Source organism: Cellulomonas taurus (genome assembly GCF_012931845.1).
Classification (GTDB): Bacteria; Actinomycetota; Actinomycetes; order Actinomycetales; family Cellulomonadaceae; genus Cellulomonas; species Cellulomonas taurus.
Genome location: NZ_CP051884.1, coordinates 695121 through 711369 on the forward strand (window position 1 = coordinate 695121; position 16249 = coordinate 711369).

General features: G+C 71.8%; 18 protein-coding genes. 11 read left to right on the plus strand and 7 right to left on the minus strand.

The features are described 5' to 3' along the window. Positions 1-4 precede the first annotated feature (4 nt). Positions 5-856: an ABC-2 transporter permease gene (locus tag HGK68_RS03165; RefSeq protein WP_169164646.1), complete on the minus strand. Its 852-nt coding sequence runs from the start codon at positions 854-856 to the stop codon at positions 5-7. Continuing rightward, complete coding sequence (locus HGK68_RS03170) at positions 853-1794, minus strand: ABC transporter ATP-binding protein (protein WP_169164647.1); 942 nt, start codon at positions 1792-1794, stop codon at positions 853-855. Before HGK68_RS03170 ends, HGK68_RS03165 begins: the two co-directional genes overlap by 4 nt. 241 nt (positions 1795-2035) lie before the next feature. Between HGK68_RS03170 and HGK68_RS03175 the strand changes: the two genes are divergently transcribed. Both HGK68_RS03175 and HGK68_RS03180 read left to right on the plus strand, forming a co-directional pair. Continuing rightward, entirely contained in the window at positions 2036-2917 is an 882-nt protein-coding gene (locus HGK68_RS03175) for a Bax inhibitor-1/YccA family protein (RefSeq protein WP_169164648.1), read from the plus strand. Positions 2918-3020: 103 nt separating this feature from the next. Then, the gene (locus HGK68_RS03180) at positions 3021-4418 is read left to right on the plus strand and encodes a cystathionine beta-synthase (protein ID WP_169164649.1); all 1398 of its coding nucleotides are present in this window, start codon (positions 3021-3023) and stop codon (positions 4416-4418) included. Here the strand turns inward: HGK68_RS03180 and HGK68_RS03185 are convergent. Beyond that, complete coding sequence (locus HGK68_RS03185) at positions 4408-5646, minus strand: FAD-binding protein (RefSeq protein ID WP_169164650.1); 1239 nt, start codon at positions 5644-5646, stop codon at positions 4408-4410. The genes HGK68_RS03180 and HGK68_RS03185 overlap by 11 nt on opposite strands. Positions 5647-5763: 117 nt before the next feature. On the opposite strand from HGK68_RS03185, the gene HGK68_RS03190 reads away from it, so the two are divergent. Together HGK68_RS03190 and deoD are read left to right on the plus strand one after the other, a co-directional pair. Beyond that, on the plus strand, positions 5764-6168 hold the full coding sequence (locus HGK68_RS03190) for an FKBP-type peptidyl-prolyl cis-trans isomerase (protein WP_169164651.1): 405 nt from the start codon (positions 5764-5766) through the stop codon (positions 6166-6168). Next, positions 6168-6881: a purine-nucleoside phosphorylase gene (gene deoD / locus HGK68_RS03195; RefSeq protein ID WP_169164652.1), complete on the plus strand. Its 714-nt coding sequence runs from the start codon at positions 6168-6170 to the stop codon at positions 6879-6881. Before HGK68_RS03190 ends, deoD begins: the two co-directional genes overlap by 1 nt. A gap of 57 nt (positions 6882-6938) precedes the next feature. Here the strand turns inward: deoD and msrA are convergent, their stop codons facing one another. Continuing rightward, positions 6939-7619, minus strand: a complete 681-nt coding sequence (gene msrA / locus HGK68_RS03200) for a peptide-methionine (S)-S-oxide reductase MsrA (RefSeq protein ID WP_169164653.1) — start codon at positions 7617-7619, stop codon at positions 6939-6941. Positions 7620-7706: 87 nt separating this feature from the next. On the opposite strand from msrA, the gene HGK68_RS03205 reads away from it, so the two are divergent. From HGK68_RS03205 to ilvA, 3 genes are read left to right on the plus strand one after another with little or no spacing between them, the layout of a single operon-like run. Then, entirely contained in the window at positions 7707-8915 is a 1209-nt protein-coding gene (locus HGK68_RS03205) for a cystathionine gamma-synthase (protein ID WP_169164654.1), read from the plus strand. Further along, positions 8912-10087: an AI-2E family transporter gene (locus tag HGK68_RS03210; protein WP_425483660.1), complete on the plus strand. Its 1176-nt coding sequence runs from the start codon at positions 8912-8914 to the stop codon at positions 10085-10087. Before HGK68_RS03205 ends, HGK68_RS03210 begins: the two co-directional genes overlap by 4 nt. Next, entirely contained in the window at positions 10084-11289 is a 1206-nt protein-coding gene (gene ilvA, locus HGK68_RS03215; protein WP_169164655.1) for a threonine ammonia-lyase, read from the plus strand. The genes HGK68_RS03210 and ilvA overlap by 4 nt, the downstream gene beginning before the upstream one ends. 51 nt (positions 11290-11340) lie before the next feature. Here ilvA and greA read toward each other — a convergent pair whose 3' ends face one another. Together greA and HGK68_RS03225 are read right to left on the minus strand one after the other, a co-directional pair. Further along, positions 11341-11829, minus strand: a complete 489-nt coding sequence (gene greA / locus HGK68_RS03220; RefSeq protein ID WP_169164656.1) for a transcription elongation factor GreA — start codon at positions 11827-11829, stop codon at positions 11341-11343. A gap of 172 nt (positions 11830-12001) precedes the next feature. Continuing rightward, positions 12002-12397: a DUF4307 domain-containing protein gene (locus HGK68_RS03225; protein ID WP_169164657.1), complete on the minus strand. Its 396-nt coding sequence runs from the start codon at positions 12395-12397 to the stop codon at positions 12002-12004. A 114-nt stretch (positions 12398-12511) separates the two neighbouring features. Here HGK68_RS03225 and mca point away from each other — a divergent pair, with 114 nt between their 5' ends. Genes mca through HGK68_RS03240 form a run of 3 tightly spaced genes read left to right on the plus strand, consistent with a single transcriptional unit; the run spans position 12512 to position 14528 of the window. Beyond that, positions 12512-13360, plus strand: coding sequence for a mycothiol conjugate amidase Mca (gene mca, locus HGK68_RS03230; RefSeq protein WP_169166921.1), 849 nt, complete (start codon positions 12512-12514; stop codon positions 13358-13360). Further along, positions 13357-13716 (plus strand): hypothetical protein, encoded by a 360-nt coding sequence (locus tag HGK68_RS03235; RefSeq protein WP_169164658.1) that lies wholly within the window; start codon positions 13357-13359, stop codon positions 13714-13716. Before mca ends, HGK68_RS03235 begins: the two co-directional genes overlap by 4 nt. Beyond that, a complete protein-coding gene (locus tag HGK68_RS03240) occupies positions 13713-14528 on the plus strand; it encodes a carbon-nitrogen hydrolase family protein (RefSeq protein WP_206155790.1) in 816 nt (271 codons plus the stop codon). Before HGK68_RS03235 ends, HGK68_RS03240 begins: the two co-directional genes overlap by 4 nt. A gap of 31 nt (positions 14529-14559) precedes the next feature. Here the strand turns inward: HGK68_RS03240 and trhA are convergent, their stop codons facing one another. Continuing rightward, on the minus strand, positions 14560-15231 hold the full coding sequence (gene trhA, locus HGK68_RS03245; protein WP_246260551.1) for a PAQR family membrane homeostasis protein TrhA: 672 nt from the start codon (positions 15229-15231) through the stop codon (positions 14560-14562). A 178-nt stretch (positions 15232-15409) separates the two neighbouring features. Here trhA and HGK68_RS03250 point away from each other — a divergent pair, with 178 nt between their 5' ends. Then, a complete protein-coding gene (locus tag HGK68_RS03250; protein WP_169164660.1) occupies positions 15410-16171 on the plus strand; it encodes an isoprenyl transferase in 762 nt (253 codons plus the stop codon). The last annotated feature ends 78 nt before the right edge of the window (positions 16172-16249 follow it).

Sequence of the window (16249 nt, forward strand, 5' to 3'; positions counted from 1 at the left end):
CAGCTCAGGCGTCGCGCTTGCGCACCAGCACCAGAGCCGCGGTCAGCAGCACCACACCCCAGGCGATCAGCACTCCGTAGCCCTGCCACGGAGTCAGCACCGTGACGTCGCTGGCCGCCCGCAGCGCGCTGATCGGTTCGGTGGAGGTGGACAGCACCTGGAAGCCGGCATTCGACGGCAGGAAGGGGCTGATCTCGGAGATCCACTTGATGCTCAGCGAGCTGAACAGGGTCTCGATCACCAGGAAGAAGCCGAACACGGTGGCCAGCGCGGCGGCGGACACCCGCAGCAGCGCACCGACCGCGAAGGCGAACAGCGTGACACCCACCAGGTAGAGCGGGATCGCGATCAGCACCCGGCGGTGGATCTCGTTGGACAGGTCGAGCCCGTACTCCGAGCCCAGGGTCGGTGCGATCAGCGCCCAGGACAGCAGGGTGGCGAGCGCGCCGGTGATGAACGCGACCACCAGGACGACCAGGCCCTTGGCCAGCACCGCGTCGATCCGCTTGGGCGCGGCGGCGAAGGTGGAGCGGATCGAGCCGGTCGAGTACTCACCGGTGATGGCGAGCACCGCCAGCACCGAGAGCACCAGCTGACCGATCAGCACGCCGGACTGCAGGAAGCTGGGACCCACCTCCGCGGTGGCCAGGCCCATCTCGGTCGGATCGATGTTCTGCAGGGTGAAGTAGGTGCCCATCCAGGTGAACCCGGCCTGGGCCAGCACCGTGATCGCGACGACCCACCAGGTCGACCGCAGGGTCCACAGCTTGATCCACTCCGAGCGGACCAGCTTGGGGAAGGTGACCGGCTGGCCGACCCGGGACCGGGTCGGGGCGGTTGCGGTGGTGGCGCTCATCGCCGGGTCTCCTCACGGTTCTGCGGCTGCTCGCCGGTGGTGGAGTGGTACTCGACCGCGTCGGCGGTCAGGGACATGTAGGCGGACTCCAGCGACGCCTGCACCGGGGTCAGCTCGTGCAGCACCAGGGCGTTCTGCGCGGCGAGCTCGCCGACCGCCTGGGCGCTGGTGCCGGTGACCTCCAGCAGCCCGGCCTCCAGCGAGGTCACGGTGACCTCCGGCCCGGCGAGCAGCTCGACCAGCCGGGTGGCGTGCGGGCTGCGCACCCGCACCGACTGTCCGGAGGCGCCGGCGACGATGTCGTTCACCGGGGCGTCGGCGATGATCTGGCCGCGGCCGATCACCAGGATGTGGTCGGCGGTCAGCGCCATCTCGCTCATCAGGTGCGAGGACAGGAACACGGTCCGGCCCTCGGACGCCAGGTGCTTGACCAGGTTGCGGACCCAGAGCACACCCTCCGGGTCCAGGCCGTTGACCGGCTCGTCCAGGATCAGGGTGCGGGGGTCGCCGAGCATGGCGGCCGCGATGCCGAGCCGCTGGCCCATGCCGAGGGAGAACCCGCCGACCCGCTTGCCGGCCACCTGGCCCAGGCCGGTCATCTCGATCACCTCGGCGACCCGCTTCTTGCCGATGCCGTGGGTCGCACCGAGGGCGCGCAGGTGGTTGGTGGCCGACCGGCCGGAGTGGACGGCCTTGGCCTCCAGCAGCGCGCCGACCTCGGTCAGCGGCGACTTCAGCTGGGCGTAGGGCTTGCCGTTCACGGTGACCGTCCCGGCGGAGGGGCTGTCCAGCCCCATGATCATCCGCATGGTGGTCGACTTCCCGGCGCCGTTCGGACCGAGGAACCCGGTCACCTTGCCCGGCTGGACGGTGAAGCTGATGCCGTTCACGGCGGTCTTCGCGCCGTATCTCTTCGTCAGGCCGTGGGCCTCGATCATGATGTCCTCGCACAGGTCGGTGATGGCGACAGTGACGAACCTAGGGGTCAGCGGCCCGCCGCCGGAACGGTCCGACGACGGATCTTGGTCGCGGCGGTGCTACATCCGACGGCGGAGGGCCTACCTCTCAAGGATGACCTGCGCTGGTCAGCGTCGCGCGGGAACTGTGCGACGCCCTTCCGCGTTCTAGTCTGAAGACCCAACACAGCCGGTCCGACATCCGAACCGACCCGGAGGACTCATGAGCAACCCGGTGTTCAGCAACAGCGCCGTCTTCGGCGACCCTCGTGCGCAGGGCAAGCGTGGCAACCAGACCCGCGCGGGTCAGCCGCAGCAGCCCGGCTACCTGGAGGGCTACTACACCGGTCAGCCGCAGGCAGCCCCGGGCTCCACCGTCGACGCCGCACAGCTCGACCAGATGTACGGCGCCCCGTCGGCGACCACCCGGGACACCGGGCGGATGACCTACGACGACGTCATCGTCAAGACCGGTGGGCTGCTCGCGCTGCTGGTCGTGGTGGCGGCCGCCACCTGGAACTGGGCACCGCAGCTGTTCTGGGTCGGCGCGATCGCCGGTCTGGTGCTCGGCCTGGTCAACGCGTTCAAGAAGAACCCCAGCCCGCCGCTGATCATCGCGTACACCGTGGCGCAGGGTGTGTTCCTGGGTGGCATCAGCTTCGTCTTCCAGAACATGTACGTCGCCGGTGAGAACGCCCAGCCGATCGTGCTGCAGGCGGTGATCGGCACGATGGCGACCTTCGGTGCCGCACTGTTCCTGTTCAAGTCGGGCAAGGTGCGGGTCACCCCGAAGTTCACGCGCTGGCTGATGATCTCCCTGGTCGGCTACCTGGCCTTCAGCCTGGTCAACTTCGTGCTCTCGTTCTTCATGGGCGGCGACTTCGGCCCGCTGCGCTCCGGCTGGCTCGGCGTGCTGGTCGGTCTGGTCGCCGTGGGGCTGGCCGCCGCGAGCCTGATCATGGACTTCGACTCGATCAAGCGCGGCGTCGAGGGTGGTGCGCCGGCCAAGTTCGCCTGGTCCGCCGCCTTCGGTCTGATCGTGACGCTGGTCTGGCTCTACCTGGAGATCCTGCGCATCCTCGCGATCCTGCAGGGTCGCGACTGACCTCGTCCCGCCGGCGACCCCGGTGCTCGGCCTACGCTGAGCGCCGGGGTCGCGGCATGTCCGCCCCCTCAGCCGTCATCCCATCCGACAGGAGCCACCCACGGTGAAGTACGCCGAGCACATCTCCGACCTGGTCGGCCACACCCCGCTGGTCAAGCTGAACACCGTGACCGCGGGCCTGTCGGCGACGATCCTGGCCAAGGTCGAGTACTTCAACCCGGGCGGGTCCGCGAAGGACCGGATCGCCGAACGAATGGTGGAGGCGGCCGAGCAGTCGGGCGAGCTGCGCCCCGGCGGCACCATCGTCGAGCCGACCAGCGGCAACACCGGGGTCGGTCTGGCGCTGATCGCCCAGCGCAAGGGTTACCGCTGCGTCTTCGTCTGCCCGGACAAGGTCGGCAAGGACAAGATCGACGTGCTGCGCGCCTACGGCGCCGAGGTCGTCGTCACCCCGACCGCCGTCGCCCCCGACCACCCGGACTCCTATTACTCGGTGTCCGACCGGCTGGTGACCGAGATCGAGGGTGCCTGGAAGCCGAACCAGTACGCGAACCAGCACGGACCGGCCTCGCACTACGCCAGCACCGGGCCGGAGATCTGGGCGGACACCGACGGCACCGTCACGCACTTCGTCGCGGGCGTCGGCACCGGCGGCACGATCACCGGCACCGGCCGCTACCTGCACGACGTGTCGGCGGACCGCGACTCCGGCCCGGTCCAGGTGGTCGGCATCGACCCGCTGGGGTCCATCTACTCCGGTGGCGACGGGCGGCCGTACCTGGTCGAGGGGGTCGGCGAGGACTTCTGGCCGAGCACCTACGACCCGAGCGTCCCGGACGAGATCATCGCGGTCTCCGACGCGGACTCCTTCGCGATGACCCGGCGGCTGGCCCGGGAGGAGGCGCTCCTGGTCGGCGGCTCCTGCGGCATGGCGGTCGAGGGCGCGCTGCGCCTGGCGCGCCGACTTCAGGACGAGGACCCGGCGGCAGCCGCCCGCGCGGTGATCGTGGTGCTGCTCCCGGACGGCGGGCGTGGCTACCTGGCGAAGATCTTCAACGACTCCTGGATGCGGTCCTACGGCTTCCTCACCGGTGGCGACGGTTCGACCGTCGGCGACGTGCTGCGCACCAAGGACGGCTCGCTGCCCTCGCTGGTGCACACCCACCCCACCGAGACCGTCCGCGACGCGATCGAGATCCTGCACGAGTTCGGCGTGTCCCAGATGCCCGTGGTCGGCGCCGAACCGCCGGTCAGGATCGGCGAGGTCGCCGGGTCGGTCTCCGAGCGCGATCTGCTGGACGCCGTCTTCGCCGGGAAGGCCCAGCTCTCCGACCGGGTCGACCGGCACATGGCCGACCCGCTGCCGCTGATCGGTGCGGGGGAGTCGGTGGAGTCGGCGCAGCAGGCGTTGCAGTCCGACGACGCGCTGATGGTGGTCGAGGACGGTCAGCCGGTCGGCGTGCTGACCCGGCACGACCTGCTGGCGTTCATCACCCGCTGAGCCCGGCCAGGAAGTCGTTGCCGAACTTCCCGCTCGGGTCCAGTCGCCGCACCAGCTGCCGGAAGTCCGTCCAGCGCTGCCAGCTCGCGGCCGGGTCGACGGCGTGGAACAGCTTCCCCCAGTGCGGCCGTGCCCCCAGCGGGTACAGCGCCGCCTCGATCGCCGGCAGCACCGCCTCGACCTCCCGTTGACGCGGCTGCCAGGTCAGGTGGACCCCGATCCGGTCGTCGCCGTAGGCGCTGCTCAGCCAGAGGTCGTCGGCGCTGACCGTACGCAGCTCGGAGACCTGGAGCAGGGGCGTGACCAGGTGGCTGAGCGAGCGCATCGCCTCGATCGCCGCCACCGCGTTCCGTCGGGGCACCAGGTACTCGGACTGCAGCTCGTCGCCGTTCGACGGGGTGAAGGCGAGCCGGAAGTGCGGCAGCCGCTCGTGCCACGGCCCGGGGACGCCGAGCTGCTCGGTGCAGTTGACCGGGTCGATGCCGGGCAGCGGGTGCACCGGGCCGGGGGCGGGTCGGGCGCCGAACAGGTCGTCGCGGCGCCGGTACGTCGTGCCGGGCACGAGTCGGGTCTTGCGCCACACCTGGTTCACGGCGGCTCCGGCCCAGTCGGTGAACAGGCTGACCGAATCGGCCGACTCGATGATCGTGTCCAGGTGGGTGGCGACCGCCTCCCACGGGAGGTCGAGGTGCACCTCCTGGGCGACGTCGTAGGTCGGCTCGATGTCCAGGACCACCCGGGCCACGACCCCCAGTGCGCCGAGCGCGACCACGGCGCCGGGGAAGTCGTCGTCGCCCCGGCGCAGCGCCAGCAGCTCACCGTCGGCGGTCACCAGGTCGAGCCCCGCCACCGCCGCGGCCAGATTCGGCGACCCGGAGCCGTGGGTGCCGGTGGACACCGCGCCCGCCACGCTGATGTGCGGCAGGGACGCCAGGTTGTGCAGCGCCCAGCCCTGCCGGTGCAGCTCCTCGGCGACGGTGCCGTAGCGCGCCCCGCCGGAGACGGTCACGGTGCGGGTATCGGGGTCGATCTCCACGGCGGCGGGCAGCGCGTCCAGGCGGACCAGGTCGTGGCGGGTGTCGGCGATCCGGTTGAAGCTGTGCCCGGTGCCGAGCGCCCGGATCTGCGCCGAGTCCGCGACGATCGCCCGCAGTTCCTCGACCGATGACGGCCGGTGCAGTCGCTCGTGCCGGAAGTCGACGTTCCCCGCCCAGTTGGTCAGCGCCATCGCTCGCCCTCTCCTCCGCCGTCGTTGGCTGCGGCGACCGTAACCCGGGTTCGCCCCTCGGCGCAGGAACCAGGCAGGATGGTCCGGACCGCGCGCATTCGACTTCGAGGAGCACCCATGTCCGCCACCCTGCCCCAGGCCACCGGATCCTTCGGTGACAAGCCGACCCTGACCTTCCCCGAGGGTGCCGCCCCCGCCGAGCTGGAGGTGCTGGTCCTCGAGCCGGGCACCGGTGAGCTGGTCGAGGCCGGCGACGAGATCGAGGTGCACTACCTCGGCCAGAGCTGGAACGGGAACGTCTTCGACAACTCCTACGACCGCGGTTCGTCGATCAGCTTCCCGATCGGTGTGGGCGCCGTGATCGGCGGCTGGGACGAGGGCCTGGTCGGTCAGCCGGTCGGCTCGCGCCTGCTGCTGTCGATCCCGCCGCACCTGGGCTACGGCGACCGCGGCGTCCCGCAGGCGGGCATCCGCGGCGGGGACACCCTGGTGTTCGTGGTCGACATCGTCGGCACCCACTGATGGCCACCGCGCACATCGCCGCGGAGAACGGTGACTTCGCGCCGGATGTGCTGATGCCCGGCGACCCGCGCCGCGCCAAGCGGATCGCGGAGACCGTGCTGGAGGACGCCCGCCTGGTCACCGAGGTGCGCGGGATGCTCGGCTACACCGGCACCTACCAGGGCCGTCCGGTCTCGGTGATGGGGTCCGGGATGGGCATCCCGTCCATCGCGATCTACGCCACCGAGCTGTACCGGTTCTTCGGGGTCGAGCGGATCATCCGGATCGGCACCGCGGGGGGCATGGCACCGTTCCTGAACGTGGGTGACGTGGTGATCGGCACCGCGGCGCACACCGACTCGGACGTGCTGCGTCGCCTGGTCCCCGGGGCGCACTACTCGGCCACCCCGGACTTCGGCCTGGCGTCCGCCGCCTACGCCGCCGCCCAGCAGCAGGGCGAGGGCGCTGTGTACGCCGGGGCGATCTTCAGCTCGGACTCGTTCTACAACAACGAGCCGGAGCTGCGCGCCGGCCTGGTCGCGCACGGCACCCTCGGGGTGGAGATGGAGGCGGCCGGGCTGTACGGCGTCGCCGACCGGGAGGGCAAGAAGGCGCTGGCCATCTGCTCGATCTCGGACCTGATGTTCCGGGCCGAGGAGCTGTCGGCCGCCGAGCGCGAGCAGCTCTTCGACCGGGCGGTGCAGCTGGGCCTGGCGGCCTTCGCGAACGCCTGACCGGTTCCACGACGAAGCCCGGCACCCCGCTGCGGGATGCCGGGCTTCGTCGTGTGCTCAGGCGGAGGCGATGCCGTCCACCGGTCGCGGGCAGGACACCCCGGTGCCACCCAGACCGCAGTACCCGTTCGGGTTCTTGTCCAGGTACTGCTGGTGGTAGTCCTCGGCGTAGAAGAACTGCCCCGCCTCGGCGGCGGGCCGGATCTCGGTGGTGATCGCCCCGAAGCCGGAACGGGCCAACCGCTCCTGGAACGCCTGCCGGGTCTCCTCGGCGACCGCCGCCTGCTCGGGGGTGGTGGTGTAGATCGTCGACCGGTACTGGGTACCGGCGTCGTTGCCCTGCCGCATGCCCTGGGTCGGGTCGTGACCCTCCCAGAACGCGCGCAGCAGATCGGCGTCGGAGATCACCGTCGGGTCGTAGGCCACCAGCACCACCTCGGCGTGCCCGGTCAGACCGGTGCACACCTCCTCGTAGCTGGGGTAGGGCGTGAAACCGCCCTGGTAGCCGACCGCGGTGGTCACCACGCCGGGCAGCTGCCAGAAGACGCGCTCCGCGCCCCAGAAACAGCCCAGGCCGAACACGATGGTCCGGGTGCCCTCCGGCCAGGGTCCCTGGATCGGGGTGCCGAGCACGGTGTGCGTGCTGGGGACGTGATAGGCGTAGTCGTCGCGGCCACGGAGGGCACGCTCCGGGGTCACCATGGTGGTCTTGAGTGCGGAACCGAACAGCCAGTTCATCTCGGGGCTCCCCTCCTTGCGGGTCCGCGCTCCTCAACCGGCGACATCGCCGTGTCATTCCCGCCGCGGAACGCCTAGCCTGTGCTGGTGACGAACCACGAGCAGGACTGGTCCGAGGCAGGCTTCTCCACCCGGGCGATCCACGCCGGTCAGGCACCGGATCCGACCACCGGCGCGGTGGTGACACCGATCTACCAGGTGTCGACCTACGCCCAGGACGGCGTCGGGGGGCTGCGCAACGGCTACGAGTACTCCCGGTCGGCGAACCCGACCCGCGACGCGCTCCAGGAGGCACTGGCCAGCGCCGAGCGTGGTGGCGCCGCCTTCGCCTTCGCCTCCGGACTGGCGGCCGAGGACACCCTGCTGCGTGCGGTGCTGCGTCCCGGTGACCACGTGGTGATCCCGAACGACGCCTACGGCGGCACCTACCGGCTGATCGCGCGGGTGTTCGGGCCGTGGGGGATCGAGCACACCCCGGCCGACCTGTCCGACGCCGACGCGGTCGCCGCGGCGATCCAGCCCGGTCGCACCAAGCTGATCTGGGCCGAGACCCCGACCAACCCGCTGCTCGGCATCGCCGACATCGCGGCGCTCAGCGGCCTGGCCCGCGGTGCCGGGGCGCTGCTGGTGGTCGACAACACCTTCGCCACCCCGTACCTGCAGCAGCCGCTGGCGCTGGGTGCGGACGTGGTGGTGCACTCCACCACCAAGTACATCGGGGGGCACTCGGATGTGGTGGGCGGCGCCGTCATCACCGCCGACGGCGCACAGCTTCCGGTGGGCCTGACCGGTCCGACCGGCAGCCAGGCGCTCGCGGATGCCGTGGCCTTCCACCAGAACGCCTCCGGCGCGATCGCCGGGCCCTTCGACGGCTGGCTGACCCTGCGCGGGCTCAAGACCCTGTGCGTGCGGATGGACCGGCACAGCGCCAACGCCGCCGCGGTGGCGGCGTTCCTGGAGCAGCGGGCCGACATCCCCGCGGTGATCTACCCCGGGCTGCCCTCCCACCCGCAGCACGAGGTCGCCGCCCGGCAGATGTCCGGCTTCGGCGGCATGGTGTCCTTCCGGGCCGGCAGCGCCGAGCGCGCGGCGGAGATCTGCGCCAAGACCCGAGTGTTCACCCTGGCCGAGTCGCTGGGCGGGGTGGAGTCCCTGATCGAACTCCCGGCCCGGATGACCCACGGCTCCGTGGTCGGCACCGCGCTGGAGGTGCCGGACGACCTGGTGCGACTGAGCGTCGGCATCGAGGACGAGGCGGACCTGATCGCCGACCTGACGCAGGCGCTGGCGTCGTGAGGAGCCGCCGCCGTCCGGTGCTGCACGAGGGTGACCTCGCCACCGGGCACACCCCGCAGGGCTGGACGGCCGAGCAGTCGGTGACCCCGGCGGTGCGAGCAGCGGCGTCCTGGTCCTGGCGGTTCCTGCTGATCGCCGGTGCGGCCGCCGCCGCCTTCTGGCTGATCGGCTACTTCCAGGTGATCGTGGTGTCGGTCGCGGTGGCGCTGCTGCTCACCGTGCTGCTGATGCCGGTGGCCTCCTTCCTGCGCCGACGGCTGCACTTCGGCCGCACGCTGGCCGCCATCACCTCGGTGATCGGGCTGCTGGCGGTGGTGGCCGGGCTGGTGGTGCTGGCCGGCCGGTCGATCGCCGCCGGGTTCGGCGACCTGAGCGACCAGGCTTCCGAGGGTGTCGACAAGCTGCTGAACTGGCTGGAGACCAGCCCGTTGCAGGTCACCTCGATGCAGGTCAGCGACCTGGTCGACCAGGGCCGCCAGCAGTTGCAGGACAACGCGTCCAGCCTGCTCTCGGGCGCGCTGTCGGTGACCACCACGGTCGGGCACGTCGCCGCCGGTGCGCTGATCGCGCTGTTCTGCACCTTCTTCTTCCTGCGTGAGGGCCGCACCGTGTGGTCCTGGGTGGTGAACCTGCTGCCCCGCAGCGTCCGGGAGCGGGTGCACCAGGCGGGCCGTCGCGGCCTGGTCACGCTGAGCGCCTACACCCGCACCCAGATCCTGGTCGCCCTGGTGGACGCGACCGGCATCGGCATCGGCGCCGCGATCCTCCAGGTGCCGCTCGCCCTGCCGCTGGCGACGCTGGTCTTCGTCGGGTCCTTCATCCCGATCGTCGGCGCGATCGTGACCGGTGCGGTGGCGGTGCTGGTCGCCCTGGTCGCGCACGGTCCGGTGATCGCGCTGATCATGCTCGGCGTCGTGCTGCTGGTCCAGCAGTTGGAGGGGCACATCCTGCAGCCGTTCCTGATGGGCCACGCGGTGTCCCTGCACCCGGTGGCGGTGCTGCTGGTGGTGACCGCCGGGTCGATGGCGGCCGGGATCGTCGGCGCCCTGTTCGCGGTGCCGATCGCCGCGGTGCTCAACACGGTGGTCCTCTACCTGCACGGCCACGACAAGTTCCCGCAGTTGGGGGTCGACGACCACGTCGAGCTCCGCCGACCGAGAGCCGACGCGTGACGTTCCTGGACGACGTCCGGGCGGCGACCGAGCTGCTCGACGGTGTGGTCACCCGCACCCCGGTCGAGTTCTCCCGCGCGCTGAGCCAGATCGCCGGGACGGACGTCTACCTCAAATGCGAGAACCTGCAGCGCTCCGGGTCCTTCAAGGTGCGCGGCGCCTACGTGCGGATGGCCCGGCTGAGCGCCGAGGAGCAGGCGCGGGGCGTGGTCGCCGCCAGTGCCGGCAACCATGCCCAGGGCGTGGCGCTGGCCGCCGCCAAGCTCGGGATCGACGCGGTGGTCTACATGCCGATCGACGCCGCGCTGCCCAAGATCGCCGCGACCCGGGAGTACGGCGCCGAGGTCCGGTTGCACGGGGTGACGGTCGATGAGGCGCTGGCCGCCGCCCGTGCGGAGTCCGAGCGCACGGGGGCGGTGCTGATCCACCCCTTCGACCATCACGACGTCGTGGTCGGTCAGGGCACCCTCGCGCTGGAACTGGTCGAGCAGGTGCCCGACGCGGCGACCGTGCTGGTGCCGGTCGGCGGTGGCGGTCTGGTCGCCGGGATCCAGGGTGCGCTCGCCGAGCTGCGACCGGACATCCGGGTGATCGGCGTCCAGGCGTCGCGTGCCGCCGCGTACCCGATCTCGCTGGCGGCGGGGGAGCCGACCACCGCCACCGAACTGCACACGATGGCCGACGGCATCGCGGTGGGCACTCCGGGTCTGGTGCCCTTCGACCTGCTGCACCGGCACGGCACCGAGGTGCGCACCGTCTCCGAGGAGGACCTGTCCCGCGCGCTGCTGCTCACCGCCGAGCGCGCGAAGCTGCTGGTCGAGCCGGCCGGTGCCGCCGGGGTCGCGGCGGTGATGGCCGGGGGCCACGGTGCCTTCGCCGGGCCGGTGGTCGTGGTGCTCTCCGGCGGCAACATCGACCCGCTGGTGCTGCTCCGGGTGGTGCGGCACGGTCTCGCGTCCTCGGGCCGCTACCTGCAGCTGCGGGTCCGGCTGCACGACACCCCGGGCGCGCTGGCCGGGCTGCTGCGTGAGCTGGCCAAGCTGGGCACCAACGTGATGCACGTGAACCACACCCGGACCGGCGTCGACCTGGACGTCGACGAGGTCGAGGTCGAGCTCCAGGTGGAGACCAAGGGCCCCGAACACTGCGCCGGGGTGCTGGCCCGGCTGCGGGACGACGGGTACCGCCTGGCCGAACACTGAGAGAGGCCCGCCGCGAGTGGTCGCGTGCGGGCCTCTCTCAGCGAGGGCGTTTCAGCCGGTGAACGGCTTCGCGCTGATGATCGTCACCGGGATGTCCTTGCCGTTCGGCGCGACATAGGTGGTCTTGTCGCCGACCTTGTGGCCGTTGATCGACTCACCCAGCGGCGAGGTGGGGGAGAACACGTCGATGTCGGCGGTGCCGGCGATCTCCCGGGAGCCGAGCAGGAACGTCATCTCGTCCCCGGCGACCTCCGCGACCACCAGCATGCCGGGCTCGACCACACCGTCGTCCGGCGGGGTGCCGATCTGCACGTTGCGCAGCTTGGCCTGCAGCTCGCGGATCCGCGCCTCCTGCTTGGCCTGCTCCTCGCGTGCGGCGTGGTAGCCGCCGTTCTCCTTCAGGTCGCCCTCGTCACGAGCAGCGGCGATCCGCTCGGTGACCTCGGCGCGACCCGCACCCTCGAGGTGCTCCAGCTCCGCCTTGAGGCGGTCGTAGGCCTCCTGCGTCAACCAGGTGGTGGCCTGCGTCGTGTCGGTCACGTCCCACTCCTTCCAGCAACGGGCGCACCCCAGGCGGGTGCGCTCGAGAAGAATCGCCTCGCCCCGACGTGCATGCGTGTCCGCGTCGGGTGGGAACGGGTGCTCCGCCTCACGGTCGCATCGACGGTCTCGTCGGACCGAGGCGGCGTCTTGAATCGGCCATGATAGCGAACTACTGGGCCTCGCACCCGTGTACGACGGCGGTGACGGCCTCCTCCGCGGTGGGCACCGTGGTGGTGACCCGGGTGGTGCGCTCGGTGGCCGGACCCACGGTGACCTGCTGGACGCCGACCTCGGCATGACTGGAGCTGAGCGCCTGCACCCGGCAGACCGCGACCGCCCCGGGCTCCTGGATCACGTCGAAGGTGATCTCCACCGCCGTGCTGCCGTCGATCCGGTAGCCGACCTCGTTCCACCGCACCGCGGTCCCCGCGGCACCCAGTCCGATCCAGACCACCAGGGCCAGTCCGACCGCCGCCAGCGCACCGATCGCGATCCGGGCGGCGCGCCGCCGCGTCGGGCTCGGCGGGGTGCCGTAGCGGCCGAGGGGCGGGTGGGTGTCGGTCACGGGGTGACTCCGGTTCGATCGGCTGTGCGGATGCGATCATTGTCCCCTGTCGGGTCCGGACCCGACGACGCGACCAGAAGGAAGCCACGCCACGTGACCGAGCAGCTCCGCCTGATGGCGGTCCACGCCCACCCGGACGACGAGTCGAGCAAGGGCGCCGCCACCACCGCACGTTATGCAGCCGAGGGGGTGGAGGTCCTGATCGTCACCTGCACCGGCGGCGAGCGGGGCGACATCCTCAACCCGCACTACCCGGCCTTCACCGGCACCCCGGAGGAGATGGGCCGGATCCGCCGCGCCGAGATGGCCGCCGCCGCTGACGCGCTCGGTGTCCGGCAGCAGTGGCTCGGCTTCGTCGACTCCGGGCTGCCGGAGGGCGACCCGCTGCCGCCGCTGCCGGAGGGCTGCTTCGCCCTGCAACCGCTGGAGGTGGCCTCCGAGCCGCTGGTCCGCGCGGTGCGCGAGTTCCGTCCTCAGGTGATCACCGCCTACGACCCGACCGGCGGGTACCCGCACCCGGACCACATCATGACCCACCGGGTGGCCTTCGAGGCCTTCCACGCGGCGGGCGACCCGGAGCGCTACCGGGACTCCGGCGAGCCGTGGACCCCGTCGAAGCTGTACTACAACCACGGCTTCTCCATGAAGCGGCTGCGCACGGTGCACGAGGCGATGATCGCCCGCGGTCTGGAGTCGCCCTTCGGGGAGTGGGTCGAGTCCCGCGCCGCCCGGGAGATGCCCGAGCGCGAGGTCACCACGCTGATCCCGGTCGCCGACTACTTCGACCACCGCGACGCGGCGCTGCGCGCGCATGCGACCCAGATCGACCCGGAGGGCTTCTTCTTCGGGATCCCCCGGGAGCTGGAGCGCGAGGTCTGGCCCTGGGACGAGTACGAGCTGGCCGAGTCCCGGGTGCCGACCACCCTGCCCGAGGACGACCTGTTCGCCGGGATCCGGGCATGACCGCCGCGGCGCTGCACGGGGCGCTGCTGCAGGTGTGGGCCGAGGTGTCGCCCAGCCCCAGCCCGAGCACGCTGGAGATCCCGCCGGAGGACCAGACGTCGCCGGGTCTGCTCGGCTTCCTGGTCACCTTCGCCGCGGCGCTCGCGGTGATGGCGCTGGGCTACTCGCTGGTGCGCAAGCTGCGCAAGGTCGAGCGGCGTGGGCAGCAGCTGGAGGCGGACGAGCGGGCGGCCACTGAGCAGTCGGGCACGCAGCAGTCGGGCATCCAGCAGTCGGCGGACGAGCAGTCGGGCGCCCAGCAGTCGGCCCCCGACCGGACGCCCACCGAGCGGCCCCAGGACCCGGACGTCCGATGACCGCCGCCCCGGTCCGTCCCGCCGTGCGGCTCACCGTCGGCCAGCTCCGGGCGAGTGACGACCACGCCGCCAACCGGGAGACGGTGCGCCGGGCGATCGACACCGCCGCCCAGGCCCGTGCCGACCTCCTGGTGCTGCCGGAGTACGCCAGCGGCTTCGACCCGCGGGGCACCGGACCGGAGCACGCCGAGCCGCTGGACGGGGAGTTCGTCACCCTGCTGCGCGAGCAGGCGTCGCGCAGCGGGGTGGCGGTGATCGCCGGGACGATGCTGCCCGGTGACGGCGAGCGTGCCGTCAACGCGGTGGTCGCCGTGGACGGCACCGGGGAGCTGGCCGGGGTCTACCGCAAGGTGCACCTCTACGACGCCTTCGGCCACCGGGAGTCTGACCGCCTGCTGCCCGGCCCGGTGGACGCGCCCCCGCTGGTGCTGGACGTGGCGGGTGTCCGGGTCGGGGTGATCACCTGCTACGACCTGCGGTTCCCGGAGTCGGCGCGGCGGGTGGTGGACGCCGGTGCCCAGGTGCTGGCGGTCCCGGCCGCCTGGGCACCCGGACCGTTGAAGGCGATGCACTGGCGCACCCTCGCCGTGGCCCGGGCGATCGAGAACACCGTCGTGGTCGCGGCCGTCGGGCAGGCAGGTCCGGGCACCACCGGCCGGTCCCTGGTGATCGGGCCGGACGGCGAGGTCGGGCTGGAGCTCGGCGATCAGCCGGAGCTGCGCACCGTCGACCTGGACCCCGGCCTGCTGGCCGAGGTGCGGGCGGGCAACCCGTCGCTGGCGAACCGCCGCTATCGGGTGGTGCCCGCCTGACCCGTGCCGCGGTGCCGACGCGGCAGGACGGTCAGCGCAGGACCGCGAGGCAGACGGCGGTGAAGTGGCACACGATCCCGACCACGGTCAGGGAGTGGAAGATCTCGTGGAAGCCGAACCAGCGCGGGCTCGGGTTGGGCTTCTTGAGGGCGTAGACCACCGCACCGACCGTGTAGGCGAGGCCGCCGACCGCGACCAGCCACACCACCGCCGGGCCGCCGTTCTCCGCGCGCCAGAACGACGGCAGGAACCAGACCGCCACCCAGCCCAGCGCGATGTAGCTCGGCACGTAGACCCAGCGCGGCGCCCCGAGCCAGAACACCCGCGCCAGCACGCCGACCAGGGCGCCTGCCCACACCACGATCAGCAGCGGCCGGGTGGTCGAGGTCGGCAGCAGGGCCACCGCCAGCGGGGTCAGCGTCCCGGCGATCACCAGGAAGATGTTGGTGTGGTCGAGGCGGCGCAGCACCCCCGCCACCCGTGGCGACCAGGTGCCCCGGTGGTAGACGGCGCTGGTGCCGAACAGCATCATCGCCGACAGGCCGAAGACCGCACACGCCCAGGTCAGCGCGACCGTCGGCGCGGACACCACCAACAAGATCGACGCCACCGTCACCAGCGGGAACATCCCGGCGTGGATCCAGCCACGCAGCGTGGGCTTGATCGCGGCGGCGAGCTGATCGGCGGTCTCGGCGACCTTCACGGCGACCTCCTGGGGCTGACGGATCGAATGGCCGGGACGAGCGTAACTTACGGGACCGTAGGTTACGGCGCTCTGCACAGATCCTCCCCGTGCGGCGCCGGGCACCGGCGCTGATCCGCCCCGTCGCTGCCGGTACGGTGATCCCCGTCCACTCCGACCTCGCCGAGGAGCAGCCACCGTGCGCCTGCCACACCCGTTGTACGGGCTGTACGAACGGCGCTTGGCCGCCTCGTTGCCCCGGGAGCAGCTGCCCCGGCACATCGGTGTGATCCTGGACGGCAACCGGCGCTGGGCGCGCAGCCTCGGCGAGTCGACCGCCACCGGTCACCGGCGTGGCGCCGACCGGATCGCCGACGTGCTCGCCTGGAGCGAGGAGGTCGGCGTCGAGGTCGTCACCCTGTGGATGCTCTCCACCGACAACCTCACCCGGGACCCCGCCGAGCTGACCCCGCTGCTCGGCATCATCGAGGACGCGGTGCGCGAACTGGCCGCCACCCGGCGCTGGCGGCTGCAGGCAGTGGGGTCGCTCGACCTGCTGCCCGAGCACACCGCCGCGGTGCTGCGGGACGCGGAGGCCGCCACCGCCGACATCACCGGGCTGCACGTGAACGTGGCGATCGGGTACGGCGGACGGCGGGAGATCGCCGACGCCGTCCGGTCCTACCTGCGCGAGCGAGCCGCCGACGGCGCCACCCTGGACGAGATCGCCGCGAGCTTCGACGTCGAGCACATCGCCGACCACCTCTACACCAAGGGCCAGCCCGACCCCGACCTGGTGATCCGCACCTCCGGTGAGCAGCGCCTCGGCGGCTTCATGCTCTGGCAGAGCGTGCACACCGAGTTCTACTTCTGCGAGGCGTACTGGCCGGACTTCCGGCGGGTCGACTTCCTGCGCGCGATGCGCGACTACGCGGCCCGGGACCGGCGCCGGGGTCGCTAGCCGTCGGCGGAGGTAACGCGCAGGTGAATTCTCCGGTGTGAGCCGCGACACACCCGACCGGTGCCGCAGGTCCGCGAC